Raw genomic sequence first — 13,294 nt, forward strand, 5'->3', positions numbered from 1 at the left:
GGTTGCGGGTGGGTGGGCCGGGCCCCGGGGGTCACTTTTCGGACGTCGTGACAGGCGCTGCATCCGGCTCGGCTGCCGGCCCCTCCGGCTGACCGGAAGGCGCGGTGGCCGGTGCGGTGGCCGGTGCGGTGGCCGGCGGATTGGCCGGCGCGGTGGTCGGCGGATCGGTCGGCACGGTGGCCTGCGGATCGGTCGGCGCGGCGACTGTTGCCTCACCGTTCATGACCTTCCTCGCCGTCACCCGGTCCAGCGCGCCTTCCCAACGGGACACCGCGAAGACCGCGACACAGTTGCCGAGCAGGTTGGTCGTCACCCGCATGGAATCCATGATCCGGTCGACGCCCAGCAACAGGGCGACGGCGGTGGCCGGGATGACGCCCAGCGCGGAGGCGGTCGCGGACAGCGCGAGGAACGCGGACCCCGGCACCCCCGCCATGCCCTTGCTGGTCAGCATCAGCACCAGGACGACGGTGATCTGCTGACCGAGCGACAGATCGACGCCGATGGCCTGCGCGATGAAGAGCGTGCCGATGGAGAGATAGATCGAGGCGCCGTCGAGATTGAAGGAGTAGCCGGTCGGCAGGACCAGCCCCACCGCATCGTCCCGGCAGCCCGCGGCCCGCAGCTTCTGCATCATCCGCGGCATCACGGTCTCGCTGGAGCCCGTGCCGAGCGCCAGCAGCAGCTCCTCGCGGGTGTAGCGGACGAACTTCCACAGGCTCAGCCCGGTGACGATCTTGAGGGCGATCCCGAGCAGGACGAGGAAGACCAGCGCGACGCCGTAACAGACCGCGATCAGCTTGCCGTACGTCGACATCGCACCCAGGCCGTATTCGCCGACGAGGTGGGCGGTGGCACCGAAGACCGCGAGCGGGGCGAGCTTCATGATGTAGCCGACGATGGTGAACACGACGTCCTGGGCCTGCTCGATCAGCGGCAGGATCTGCGGCACCTTCTTCTGCCCGAGGTGCAGCAGCGCCGCACCCACCAGGCAGGCCAGCACCAGGACCTGGAGCAGCGAGTTCTCGGCGAAGGCGCCGACCGCGCTGTCGGGCAGCGCCTCCAGGACGAACTGGGAGGTGGAGGGCAGCTGCCCGCCGCCCGTCTTGGCGTCGACGGCGCCCTTGTCCAGGGACTCCGGGTCGACATGCATCCCCGCGCCCGGCGCGAAGACATTGCCGGCCAGCAGGCCGACGACGAGGGCGAGGGTGGTCGCCACCTCGAACCAGATCAGCGCCTTGATGCCGATCCGACCGAAGGCCTTGAGGTCGCCGGCCTTGGTGATACCGGCGACGACGACGCAGAAGACCAACGGGGCGATCATCGCCTTGATCAAACGCACAAAGCCGTCACCGAGCGGCTGGAGCGACGATCCGGCCTCGGGCCATATGCGTCCGACGAGGACACCGAGGAGCAGGGCGAGACCTGCACGAACAGGCTGGTGCGCAGGAGACGCCCTGCGCGGCGGGGGAGGGATCCGGTGGCGTGCGGCACGGGCACTCCTACATGGGCGGCTTCTGCTACATGAGCGACTTCTGCCATGCGGAAGTAGACTTCCGCGGTCCGTCACTATTGCCGCTTGTCGTTCTCCACGAAAGAGCCCCATGTAACTTCCCTGGAAATCTTGGAGCTTGATCCAAGGCAGCGCGGGCCGACCCTCCCGCTTGGCGCGGCTTCGATCGGCAAAGCACCGTTTCCGCCGCTCAACCGGAAAGGCGCGCCTTGTCTCCCATCACCACGACGGGATGCCGCGCCGGGTCGAGGGCGCGCAGCAGCGTCGCCATCCCGGACTTGGAGATGCTGACGCAGCCGGAGGTCCCGCTGCCGTGGTCCATGTGCAGCCAGATCCCGCCGCCCTTGGCCTGCCCCTCGGGACGCGTCGGGTCCAGCGGGGAGGTCCCCTTGACGCGGTTGTAGTTCACGGCGACGACGTAGTCGAAGTCGTGGCGGGTGTTCTTGGACCAGTACGGGGGCGGGGTGAAGGCCGCCGAGTGCGTATAGGGCAGCTTGGCCCCGGGGTCCGCGAGGACGCCCCCGGCGTCGGTCAGCGCGAACACGCCGACCGGGCTGCGTTTATCGCCCTCATGATGGTCCAGCGTCCAGCCGCGGCGACCGTTGTGCCCGGCCCAACTCTCTTTGCGGTCCCAGCCTTTGGCGCCCTTCTCGTACAGGACGACGGTCGCGTCCGCGGAATCCGGGCCCTTGCCGTAAACCGCCACGACCTGACGCGAGTCCGCGGGGATCTTCGACCGTAGGGCGGCACCGACCTCCGGGACGTTCTTGAGGTGCATGCTGCGTCCCGAACCCTCACGGGCCGGACCGTCGGGACGCTTCCCCTTCCCCGCGCCATCGTCACTGCCGCCCGCGGTGCCACCCGCTCCGTCCCCGCAGCCCGCCACAAGGACCAGACCTGCCGCGGCCACCACCGCCCATATCGCACCGCCCTCTCTCCGCATGGGCCCATGGTCGCACCGCCGGCCCGACGACCGTTCCGCGCCCGCCCGTTGCGTATGCGTCCCCGACGATTGGTCGGCTGCACGCGGATGAGTTCTGTCGTGGCGAGTTCCGTCGCGGCGAGTTCCGTCGCGGCGAGTTCCGTCACGACGAGTTCTGGCACGGCGGAGGGGTGTCTCGGCGAGGGGGTGCCTCGATGAAAGGGCGCCTCCGCGAGGGGGTGCCTCGATGAAAGGGCGCCTCGATGAGGGAGCGTCTCCCCAGCTGGCGCCGGAGTCCGTCCCTGACCCTGGTGATCAGCGACCCGGTGGCGGGTCGCCCCGGAGGGCGACCGGTGGCGCCGCGGCCTGCGGCGCCGCGGCGGGCCGGTCAGATGTAGTCGAGAGCGCCCAGGCCGCCGATTCCGCCGAGCACCATGAAGATCGGCATCAGCACCTTGAGCTCCACCCAGCTGCCGGCCTTGAAGCGCATGGCCTTGGGCGGACCGAGCGGATACCAGCGCTTGCGGCCTATGGGGATGGGCCACAGTACGGGGCAGCCCGAGACGGTCAGCGCATCGCCGATGTCGTGGACCAGCGCACCGAGCACGATCGGCAGCCCCAGCCAGAGGTATTCCTGTCCCGGTTCGGTGAACAGCCAGCCCGCGCCGTTGCCCGGCTGATCGAGTATGCCGGCCAGGATCCAGGCCGAGGCCGCGCCCAGCAGCCACACGAGCACATCGCTGGAGACCCGCGCCGCCCGCCACAGCAGACCCTCGATGGCGAGCACCATATGGACGAAGAGGATGCCGAGGACCGCCCAGCGGCCGCCCCGGCTCGCCAGCAGAGCCATCCCGCCACCGACCAGCACGGCCCACACCCAGGTATGGGTGAGCGTGCGGTGCCCTCCCCCGCGGTTGGTGTCGCCACGCATCTTGGTGGCCTTGTAAACCGCGTGCGAGATGTTGTCGACCACCTCGCACAGCATCCGCGACAGCGGCCCGAAGGCTCGCGAGATGGTCGCGGACTTGTGGTCGAGGTCGGGAGCGAGCGCCGCTCCGGCGCAGATCAGAGCGCCGCAGACGATCACCGGCCAGGGCATGGGGTGACCGGCGGCAGCCGCCGCCGCGCCCACCCCCAGCCAGGCCGCGGCCCCGGACAGCGAGTGCGCCGGTCCCATCATGGTCGTTCCCCACCCCTGGTTTCTTCGGTTGGTTGCTTGGTTCTCGCGCTTCTGACGCCTGGTCGGCGACACAGCGTAGCGTCCGATGATCTCCGTCTGACCCTCCGGTTCCCTGATACGGGCAGAAGGAAGGCAGTATGGGGGCGTGACCCTCATCGATCATTTGCCGAAAGACGCCGACCCCGATGCCCTGTTCGAAGCCTTTTCGGGCTGGGCCGAGCAACGGGGCATCGCGCTCTACCCCGCCCAGGAGGAGGCGCTGATCGAGGTTGTCTCGGGGGCGAACGTCATCCTGTCCACCCCCACCGGCTCCGGCAAGAGTCTGGTGGCGGCCGGCGCGCACTTCACCGCCCTCGCCAATGACCAGGTCACCTTCTACACCGCGCCGATCAAGGCCCTGGTGTCGGAGAAGTTCTTCGATCTGTGCAAGCTCTTCGGCACCGAGAACGTCGGCATGCTCACCGGTGACGCGTCCGTCAACTCGGATGCGCCGGTCATCTGCTGCACCGCGGAGGTGCTCGCTTCGATAGCGCTGCGCGACGGCAAGCACGCCGACATCGGCCAGGTCGTCATGGACGAGTTCCATTTCTACGCCGAGCCGGACCGCGGCTGGGCCTGGCAGATTCCGCTGCTGGAGCTGCCGCAGGCACAGTTCATCCTGATGTCGGCGACGCTCGGCGACATGTCGCGGTTCGAGGAGGATCTGGCCCGGCGCACCGGCAAGCCGACGGCCGTGGTGCGGTCCGCGACGCGGCCCGTTCCGCTGTCGTACGAGTACCGCACGACGCCGATGACGGAGACCCTGACCGAGCTGCTGGAGACCCACCAGTCCCCGGTCTACATCGTGCATTTCACCCAGGCCGCCGCCGTGGAGCGGGCCCAGGCGCTGATGAGCATCAATATGTGTACGCGGGCCGAGAAGGACGAGATCGCGCAGCTCATCGGGAACTTCCGGTTCACCACCAAGTTCGGCAGGAACCTGTCGCGTTACGTCCGTCATGGCATCGGCGTGCACCACGCGGGCATGCTGCCGAAGTACCGCCGACTCGTCGAAAAGCTGGCGCAGGCGGGCCTGTTGAAGGTCATCTGCGGTACGGACACGCTCGGCGTGGGCGTCAACGTCCCCATCCGCACAGTGTTGTTCACCGCGCTGACGAAGTACGACGGCACCCGGGTGCGGACGCTGCGGGCGCGGGAGTTCCATCAGATCGCGGGCCGCGCCGGTCGGGCCGGATTCGACACCGCGGGCTTTGTCGTCGCGCAGGCCCCCGAGCATGTCGTGGAGAACGAGAAGGCACTGGCGAAGGCGGGCGACGACCCCAAGAAGCGCCGCAAGGTCGTGCGCAAGAAGGCTCCGGAGGGCTTCGTCAACTGGGGCGAGAACACCTTCGAGAAGCTCATCGCCTCCGATCCCGAGGCCCTGACCTCCCGCTTCCGGGTCACACACGCGATGCTGCTGTCCGTGATCGCCCGGCCCGGCGATGCCTTCAAGGCGATGCGCCGGCTGCTTGAGGACAATCACGAGCCGCGCCGCAACCAGCTGCGGCACATCCGGCGGGCCATCGCCATCTACCGGTCGCTGCTGGACGGCGGGATCGTCGAGCAGCTGAAGGAGCCGGACGCGGAGGGGCGGATCGTCCGGCTGACCGTCGATCTCCAGCAGGACTTCGCGCTCAATCAGCCGCTGTCCACGTTCGCACTGGCCGCTTTCGACCTGCTCGACCCCGAGTCGCCGTCCTACGCGCTGGACATGGTCTCGGTCGTGGAGTCCACGCTGGACGACCCTCGGCAGATCCTGGCCGCGCAGCAGAACAAGGCCCGGGGCGAGGCGGTCGCCCAGATGAAGGCCGACGGCGTCGAGTACGAGGACCGCATGGAGCGGCTCATGGACGTCGAGTACCCCAAGCCGCTGGACGAGCTGCTCTCCCACGCCTACAACCTGTACCGCAGGAGTCACCCGTGGGTCGGCGACCATCCGCTGTCGCCGAAGTCGGTCATCCGCGATATGTACGAACGCGCCATGACCTTCACGGAGTTCACCTCCTTCTACGAGCTGGCGCGCACCGAGGGCATTGTGCTGCGTTACCTGGCGAGCGCGTACAAGGCGCTGGACCACACCGTGCCGGACGATCTGAAGTCCGAGGACTTCCAGGACATCATCGCCTGGCTGGGCGAGATGGTGCGACAGGTGGACTCCAGCCTGCTGGACGAATGGGAGCAGCTCGCCAACCCGGAGGAGGAGACCGCGGACGAGGCCGCCGAGCGGGCGGACCAGGTCCGGCCGGTCACCGCCAACGCCCGGGCCTTCCGGGTACTGGTGCGCAATGCGATGTTCCGCCGGGTGGAGCTGGCGGCGCTGGACAAGGTCGAGGAGCTCGGCGAGATGGATGCCGACTCCGGCTGGGACGTGGATGCCTGGGGCGACGCGATGGACGCCTACTGGGACGAATACGACGAGCTGGGCACCGGTCCGGACGCGCGCGGCCCGAAGCTCCTGCAGATCGAGGAGGATGCCGAGCACGGACTGTGGAAGGTGCGGCAGACTTTCGCCGACCCGAACGGTGATCACGACTGGGGCATCTCCGCGGAGGTCGACCTGGCCGCCTCCGACGAGGAGGGGCGCGCGGTGGTGCGCGTCACCGACGTGGGTCAGCTGTAAGGAGGCGGCCTCGGCCGAGGCCGTCGAGGGATGCGACGGAGGGCCACCGGTCATGACCAATCCGGCCGAGAAGCTGGTCGATCTGCTGGATCTTGAGCAGATCGAGGTGAACATCTTCCGCGGCCGCAGTCCGCAGGAGTCCTTGCAGCGGGTCTTCGGCGGGCAGGTCGCGGGCCAGGCTCTGGTGGCCGCCGGGCGGACCACGGAAGGGGACCGCCCGGTCCACTCGCTGCATGCGTACTTCCTGCGGCCGGGCCGGCCCGGTGTGCCGATCGTGTACCAGGTCGAGCGGGTCCGCGACGGGCGGTCCTTCACCACGCGCCGGGTCGTCGCCGTCCAGCAGGGACGCACGATCTTCAATCTGACCGCCTCCTTCCACAAGCCGGAACCCGGCTTCGATCATCAGTTGCCGATGCGCCGGGCGGTGCCCGGTCCGGAGGACCTGCCGAAGGTCGTCGACGAGGTCCGCGAGCACCTGGGCGGGCTGCCCGAGGCGCTGGAGCGGATGGCGCGCAGGCAACCGTTCGACATCAGATATGTCGACCGGCTGCGCTGGACGCCGGACGAGGTCGAGGGTGCGGAGCCGCGCAGCGCCGTATGGATGCGCGCGGTCGGGCCGCTGGGCGACGATCCGCTGGTGCACACCTGCGCGCTGACCTATGCCAGCGATATGACGCTGCTGGACGCCGTCCGCATCCCGGTCGAGCCCCTGTGGGGACCGCGCGGTTTCGACATGGCGTCCCTCGACCATGCGATGTGGTTCCACCGCCCCTTCCGCGCGGACGAGTGGTTCCTCTACGACCAGGAGTCGCCGATCGCCACCGGCGGCCGGGGCCTGGCCCGCGGGCGGATCTACGACCTGGAGGGCAGGCTGCTGGTCTCGGTCGTCCAGGAAGGGCTTTTTCGTCCCATCTGAGGACGTGCAAGACCATCCCAGGAGGGGCTCTTTCGTCCTCTGTAGGGACGTGCAAGACCGTCCCAGGAGGGATTGTTCAGGGCACTGCAGGAAGCGCCAGCCCCTCCCAGGAAGGGCTGTTCAGGAATGTCGGGGGCTGACGCCGACGGGCCGCGTGCGATGGCGCGGCGGCTTTCCGCGGGCGCCCGGGATCGTCCCGGCGGGCCGCTTCGAGTGCCCGGGAGAGATTGACGCGGTACCACATCACCTCGTCGAACTCCTCGGCCGTCAGCGCCCGCTCGAAGGCGTCCCGGGCGGCGGGCGTCGCGGTGATCACTGAGGCGAGGACGGGCCTGAGCCCGCGCAGCAGGGATCGCTCCAGCGGGTCGTCGACGACCGAGGCCAGCTCCTCTGGCGGCAGTACGGCGGCGATCACCGCCGCTTTCTCCCAGCGGTCCTCCGTCTGCCCCATGAGCTGGGCGACCCGGCGGCCGCGCCACTGCCGCGCCCGCCAGTCCTGGCCGTCGTCGAGCATCACCCGCATCGCGGCGGGGGTGTTGCCCCGCATCAGCTCGGGCTCCCGATCGGCGAAGTCGGCGACCTCGGCCGCGAGATAGAGCCAGGCCACCGCACCGTAGCGGTTCACATAGAACCTGACGGGACCGAAGCAGCCGGCCCGGGCCAGCCGCAGGAACCGGCCGGGGCCGATGCCCATCAGCTCGGCGGCCTCGGTCGTGCCGACGGTGCGGATGCGTTCGCGGAGGGTGTCGGGGAAGCCCGGCTCGGCCTGGAGCCGGGCGACCTCCTCCGCCGGAACGCGGCGCCGGCCGAGCGGTCCGGCGCCGCCCGGCCGGCCGTCCTCCCCGGCCGGGATCGTTCGTACTTCTCCTAGCTGGGTGGCGAGCTCGAACTCGCCGGTCCTCAGCTCCAGTTCACGGGCTGCTCGCCCCACCGCGAGCGCCTGCTGCCCGTCGCACGTCACTGTCATGTCTGTTCCCCCGGAACTCGGTCGATCACTGACAGTGACGACCATAGCCGCGGGGTGTGACAGTGCGTCAACCCCCACCTCAGGCCTGTGGATAACTTTCCGGCTGCCGGGCCGCGACGCCCAGATGCTCGCCGACGCGATTGACCAACAGCGTCATTTCGTACGCGATCTGCCCCATGTCGGCGTCGGCGCCCGCCAACACGCACAGGCAGCTGCCATCGCCCGCCGCCGTCACGAACAACACCCCGTCATCGAACTCGATCATGGTCTGGCGTACCCGCCCGGCTCTGAAGTGGAGCCCGGAGCCCTTCGCGAGGCTGTGCAGTCCCGAGGCGACCGCGGCGAGATGCTCGGCATCCTCCCGCTCCAGCCCCTGGCTCGCGCCGGTCACCAGCCCGTCGTTGGAGAGCACCAACCCGTGTCGTACCTTCTCCACCCGTTTGGTCAGGTCGTCCAGCAGCCAGTCGAGTCCGCTGCTCAAAGCCATGCCGGTTCCTCCCCGTATTCCCGTCCGCACCTTTGGCCGGACGGTGGTCAGCAGCCCATCCGCGACTGCCGTGCCAGCCTGTCCCACCTCCGCCGTCTCGGCAAGCGGCCCGGCGGCCCGGCGTGCCACACCCTGCCCGATCGCGCCGGATGGGGAGGATGGCGTCATGGCGAGAAAAATGACCAAGGACGAGTGGCAGAGGTTCCTTTCCGAGGGCACCCGCACCGGCAAGCTGTCGACGGTACGGTCCGACGGCAGCCCGCACATCGCCCCGGTGTGGTTCCTGATGGACGGCGATGAGCTGGTGTTCAACACCGGCAAGGACACGGTCAAGGGCCGCAACATCGCCCGCGACGGCCGGGTGGCGCTGTGCGTCGACGACGAGCGGCCGCCCTTCTCGTTCGTCGTTGTCCACGGGGCGGCGGAGATCAGCGAGGATCTCGCCGATGTACGTCACTGGGCGACCCGGATCGCGGCCCGCTACATGGGCGAGGACCGCGCGGAGGAATTCGGCGCACGCAACGGCGTTCCGGGAGAACTGGTGGTGCGGGTCCGCATCGACAAGGCCGTCGCCATCGCGAGCCTGGCGAGCTGAGAGGCGCACAACGCCGGCCGCGCGGCGTCCGCGGCATGGCCGCCGCCGGACGTCCGCGCGGCCTGGCGGCCCGTCACCTCACCGAGTCCAGCGGCCGGGCGGTGTGCCGCCGCCCGGCGTGCTCGACCAGGCGGATCAGCACTTCCTTGCCCGAGTCCCGGTCCCGCGCGTCGCAGAGCACCACTGGGATTCCGCGGTCCAGGTCGAGTGCGCGGGCCACCTCGTCCGCGCCGTAAGACCGCGAGTCCGCGAAGCAGTTGACGGCCACCAGGAACGGGATCGCGTGGCGCTCGAAGTAGTCCACCGCCGGGAAGCAGTCCTGCAGCCGCCTGGTGTCCGCCAGCACCACGGCTCCCAGAGCGCCCTCCGACAGGTCGTCCCACAGGAACCAGAAGCGGTCCTGTCCCGGTGTGCCGAAGAGGTAGAGCGAGAGTCCCGCTCTTATGGTGATTCGGCCAAAATCCATCGCCACTGTGGTGGTGCTCTTGCGGTCCACCCCATCGGTGGCATCCACCGATTCGCCCGCCTCGCTGAGCCCTTCCTCGGTGCGCAGCGGGCGGATCTCGCTGACCGACCCCACAAGGGTTGTCTTGCCCACCCCGAATCCGCCCGCGACTAAGACCTTCAGGGCCAACTCGGTGTCAGGGCCCGGGGGTGCGCTCTCCAAGGCCCCTTGTGCGACGTTCATCGGCCGTCTCCTCCAGGATGCAGGTTCCGTTGCGTCAGGGGGTGTTCGGATTCATGGCTCGACGATGAGAGCCCCCGGCGGCAGAGCGCCGTCCGGAATCCATGGCGAGGACCGTACCGCCGACTGATCGGGATTACCTCGATTTCGCCAAAGGCGCGCACAGTCCGATAGTGGAGCCCCACCATGCTTCCCCGGCACGGAAGTTGGGATATACGGCGACCAGGACGCATCAGGACGCACCAGGGAACGATCGCCGTGCGACCGAACACATTCATCGCATGTATGTTCCCCTCCCCCGCCATCCTTGGGGATCATGAGCTCATGACGCAGCAGCAGTCGCGGGAGCGGCACGGTCCACGCGCCGGTGCGAACACCTCGGCCGGTGCCGTCGAACGCAACGGCATCAATACGGTGCCGGAGTCCGAACGGCATGGCACACCCAGGTCCCTGTTCTGGCCGTGGGCCGCGTCGGGGCTGTCCCTGTTGTCCGTGGTGTACAGCAGCTACCTCATGGGGCTCGGGCTCGGTCCCTGGGAGGCGATCGCTTCGGGGGCCATCGGCTATGTGCTGTCGTTCGTCCTGGTCGGCCTGATCTCGATCGCCGGGGCGCGCACGGGCGCGCCCACGATGGCCATCGGCCGGGCCTCCTTCGGACGGGTGGGCAACAAGCTGCCCACGTTGTTCAGTTACGTCTCCAACGTCGGCTGGGAGACCGTGCTGGTCGCCCTCTCCTCGCTGGGCGGATCCGCCATCCTGGCACGCGTCTCGCCCGGTACCTTCGCCCGCGCCGACGGATCGACGCCCACCACGGCCGCGCAGGCGCTGTGCTTCGCGGTGACCGCCGTGTCGGTCGTGGTCGTCGGCATCTTCGGGCATGCGCTGATCATGAAGGTGCAGAAGTATCTGACCGCGGCGATCACGGCGATGACCGTGGTGTACATGGTGCTGATGGCCGACCGCATCGAACTGTCCGTCATCGGGGACGGTGGTTCGGGCGGCCTCGGCACCTTCATCGGCGGCATCGTGTTCGCGATGACGCTCCTGGGCCTGGGCTGGGTCAACTGCGGCGCCGACTACAGCCGCTATCTGCCCCGTACGAGCAGCGGCCGGGCCATCACCGGCTGGACGACGCTGGGCGGGGTGCTGGCCCCTCTGGTGCTGCTGCTCTTCGGGGTGCTGCTGAACGCCGGTGATCCGGAGCTCGCCCAGGCCGCGGCCGCCGACCCTGTGGGCGCCCTGGCCGCCGAGCTGCCGACCTGGTTCCTGGTGCCGTATCTGCTCACCGCCATCGGGGGCTTCGCCTCCGGGGCGATCATGGACATCTACAGCTCGGGCATGTCGATGCTGGCTCTGGGCGTCCCGGTCCGCCGGCATCTCGCGGTCCTGGTGGACGGTGTGCTGATGGCCGCCGGCGGCTGGTACGTGCTGTTCGTCTCCCCCAGCTTCTTCGCCACCTTCCAGGCGTTCCTGTCCGTCATCGGGGTGGCGATGGCCGCCTGGACAGCGGTCTTCCTGGTGGAGCAGTGGCGGCGCCGCCGGACGGGCTTCGACCTGTCCGCCGTGCGCACACTGGGGTGGCCGGCGGTGCTCTCGCTCGGCGTCGCCACCGCCGTCGGCCTCGGTCTGATCACCTCCGCCGATCCCAACATCGCCAAGGCCGTGGGCTTTCTGCTCACCGACAGCGCCGCACACGGCACGCTGGGCGCCATGAATCTCGGTGTTGTGGTCGCCCTCGTCGTCGCGGGCGCCCTCTACGCTGCCACCGCCTCTCTGGCCGACCGTTCCGCCCCCGAAGGAGCACGATGACCGACCGCAACGCCGACCAGCCGCACGACGTCCGCGCGTTCTTCGGGGCGCGCGCCGCCAACTGGGACGCCAAGTTCCCCGAAGACGCACCCGCCTTCGCTGGGGGCGTCGCCGAACTGGGCCTCCACGAAGGCGACCGGGTCCTGGACGCCGGCTGCGGTACGGGGCGCGCGCTGCCCGCGCTGCGGGAGGCCGTGGGAGCGCGCGGGACGGTGCTGGGGGCCGATCTCACACCCGAGATGCTGCAGGCGGCCGTACGGGCCGGGCGCGACCGCTCTGCGGGGCTGTTCCTCGCGGATGTGGCCCGGCTGCCGCTGCGCGACGCCGCCCTGGACGCCGTCTTCGCCGCCGGGCTCATCTCCCACCTGGCCGACTCGGCGGCAGGTCTGGCAGAACTGGCCCGAGTCGTACGCCCTGGCGGCCGGCTGGCCCTCTTCCACCCCATCGGCCGGGCGGCCCTCGCCGCGCGCAAGGGCCGCCCGATCACCCCCGACGACCTCCGGGCGGAGCCGAACCTGCGGCCCCTCCTGGCCGGCAGCGGCTGGGACCTGGTCCGGTACGTGGACGAGGACTCCCGCTATCTGGCGCTGGCGGTCCGCCAGGGGTGAGGCACCGCCCTCGCTCTTCAGGACACCGTCGGGCCCTCCCCGTGCGGAACCGGGCAGCCGCCCGCGCGACGCGGGGCGGGGAAAGTGCCGAGGTCGGCGACGCGGAAGCCGTCCGGATAGCCCTTGATCTCGGGGTTCTGCCGGGCGTAGTGCGGGGTGCGGCGGGGCGGCAGCAGCCGTACCGCCTTGGCGCGCAGCTTGAGGGCGGTACGCACGGCACTCTGGACCGCCGGTTTGGGCCGGTCGTAACGGAAGGCGTCCAGCAGCGCATCGTCAAGGAGAGCCATGCTGGCACCGCGCACCACCGGGGCGAGCGGGCCGTACCAGCCCGCCATCAGGTCCAAGGTGGCGTCCGAGACCCGCCGCGCGCCTTCGTCCCAGCCGAAGTGCGCCTCCTCGTAGTCGTCCAGGCAGCGCTCGAAGTCCTGGAAGGTCTCCGGGAGTTCGGTGATTCCCATATGGCGGCCGAGGGTGCGGTAGTAGGCGGCCATGGCACGCTTCTCGTGCTCGCTCAGCCGCCGCCAGCCGTACTCGTCGAGCCAGCGTTTGGGCACCACCACGAAGGTGCACAGGACATACCGCATGTCCTCGTTGCTGATGTCGTAACTGCGGTGCATCTGGTTGATGCGACGGATCGCCGTCCGGCCGTCCTCACCGTCGAAGCCGTGCTCGACGACGGCATCCAGGAGGAGCGCGGTGTCGTCGTAGCGCTTTTGCGTACGGTCTGTCAGCTCGGCGGTTTCGGCCAGCAGTCGGCCGATGCTCGGGACGGCGTAAGTGCGGTAGAGCGCGAGTTCCAGTGCCCGGGTGATGTCCCAGGGGAATTCGTGGGTTGCGGTGATGCGGTAGATCCGCAGGAAATCGCGCTCCGGATCGAGCCGCCGGATCTCCCTCAGCCAGTCATAGCGCCGCACCTGACATCCGTCCCTTCGTTCGCCGAAGACCCAACTTTA

11 protein-coding genes and 1 pseudogene are annotated in these 13,294 nt (G+C 69.4%); 5 read left to right on the forward strand and 7 right to left on the reverse strand.

Annotated features, from left to right (window positions below):
- Positions 1–31 precede the first annotated feature (31 nt).
- The 3 genes and pseudogenes from AB0I10_RS24080 to AB0I10_RS24090 all read right to left on the reverse strand — a co-directional run bounded on the left by AB0I10_RS24080 (position 32) and on the right by AB0I10_RS24090 (position 3,615).
- Positions 32–1,494: pseudogene (locus AB0I10_RS24080) on the reverse strand (cation:dicarboxylase symporter family transporter).
- 209 nt (positions 1,495–1,703) lie between these two features.
- Positions 1,704–2,456 (reverse strand): L,D-transpeptidase family protein, encoded by a 753-nt coding sequence (locus tag AB0I10_RS24085; protein WP_363154657.1) that lies wholly within the window; start codon positions 2,454–2,456, stop codon positions 1,704–1,706.
- A gap of 367 nt (positions 2,457–2,823) precedes the next feature.
- Positions 2,824–3,615 carry a metal-dependent hydrolase gene (locus AB0I10_RS24090; RefSeq protein ID WP_363154658.1) on the reverse strand — a complete coding sequence of 264 codons (792 nt, stop codon included), beginning with the start codon at positions 3,613–3,615 and terminating at the stop codon, positions 2,824–2,826.
- Between the two features lie 145 nt (positions 3,616–3,760).
- Here AB0I10_RS24090 and AB0I10_RS24095 point away from each other — a divergent pair, with 145 nt between their 5' ends.
- Together AB0I10_RS24095 and AB0I10_RS24100 are read left to right on the forward strand one after the other, a co-directional pair.
- A complete protein-coding gene (locus AB0I10_RS24095; protein WP_363154660.1) occupies positions 3,761–6,274 on the forward strand; it encodes a DUF3516 domain-containing protein in 2,514 nt (837 codons plus the stop codon).
- A gap of 52 nt (positions 6,275–6,326) precedes the next feature.
- Positions 6,327–7,190: an acyl-CoA thioesterase II gene (locus AB0I10_RS24100; protein WP_363154662.1), complete on the forward strand. Its 864-nt coding sequence runs from the start codon at positions 6,327–6,329 to the stop codon at positions 7,188–7,190.
- Between the two features lie 76 nt (positions 7,191–7,266).
- On the opposite strand, the gene AB0I10_RS24105 is transcribed toward AB0I10_RS24100, so the two are convergent.
- Together AB0I10_RS24105 and AB0I10_RS24110 are read right to left on the reverse strand one after the other, a co-directional pair.
- Entirely contained in the window at positions 7,267–8,157 is an 891-nt protein-coding gene (locus AB0I10_RS24105) for a DUF6397 family protein (RefSeq protein ID WP_363154664.1), read from the reverse strand.
- A gap of 79 nt (positions 8,158–8,236) precedes the next feature.
- On the reverse strand, positions 8,237–8,644 hold the full coding sequence (locus AB0I10_RS24110) for a roadblock/LC7 domain-containing protein (RefSeq protein WP_363154666.1): 408 nt from the start codon (positions 8,642–8,644) through the stop codon (positions 8,237–8,239).
- A gap of 166 nt (positions 8,645–8,810) precedes the next feature.
- Between AB0I10_RS24110 and AB0I10_RS24115 the strand changes: the two genes are divergently transcribed.
- Complete coding sequence (locus tag AB0I10_RS24115) at positions 8,811–9,239, forward strand: PPOX class F420-dependent oxidoreductase (protein ID WP_363154668.1); 429 nt, start codon at positions 8,811–8,813, stop codon at positions 9,237–9,239.
- Between the two features lie 73 nt (positions 9,240–9,312).
- Here AB0I10_RS24115 and AB0I10_RS24120 read toward each other — a convergent pair whose 3' ends face one another.
- Positions 9,313–9,927 carry an ATP/GTP-binding protein gene (locus AB0I10_RS24120; protein WP_363154670.1) on the reverse strand — a complete coding sequence of 205 codons (615 nt, stop codon included), beginning with the start codon at positions 9,925–9,927 and terminating at the stop codon, positions 9,313–9,315.
- Between the two features lie 321 nt (positions 9,928–10,248).
- Here AB0I10_RS24120 and AB0I10_RS24125 point away from each other — a divergent pair, with 321 nt between their 5' ends.
- Entirely contained in the window at positions 10,249–11,733 is a 1,485-nt protein-coding gene (locus tag AB0I10_RS24125) for a cytosine permease (protein WP_363154671.1), read from the forward strand.
- Complete coding sequence (locus tag AB0I10_RS24130; protein WP_363154672.1) at positions 11,730–12,341, forward strand: class I SAM-dependent methyltransferase; 612 nt, start codon at positions 11,730–11,732, stop codon at positions 12,339–12,341. Before AB0I10_RS24125 ends, AB0I10_RS24130 begins: the two co-directional genes overlap by 4 nt.
- Before the next feature lie 17 nt (positions 12,342–12,358).
- On the opposite strand, the gene AB0I10_RS24135 is transcribed toward AB0I10_RS24130, so the two are convergent.
- On the reverse strand, positions 12,359–13,255 hold the full coding sequence (locus AB0I10_RS24135; RefSeq protein WP_363154673.1) for an oxygenase MpaB family protein: 897 nt from the start codon (positions 13,253–13,255) through the stop codon (positions 12,359–12,361).
- Positions 13,256–13,294: the final 39 nt, after the last annotated feature.

Source organism: Streptomyces sp. NPDC050636, from assembly GCF_040654775.1.
GTDB lineage: Bacteria > Actinomycetota > Actinomycetes > Streptomycetales > Streptomycetaceae > Streptomyces.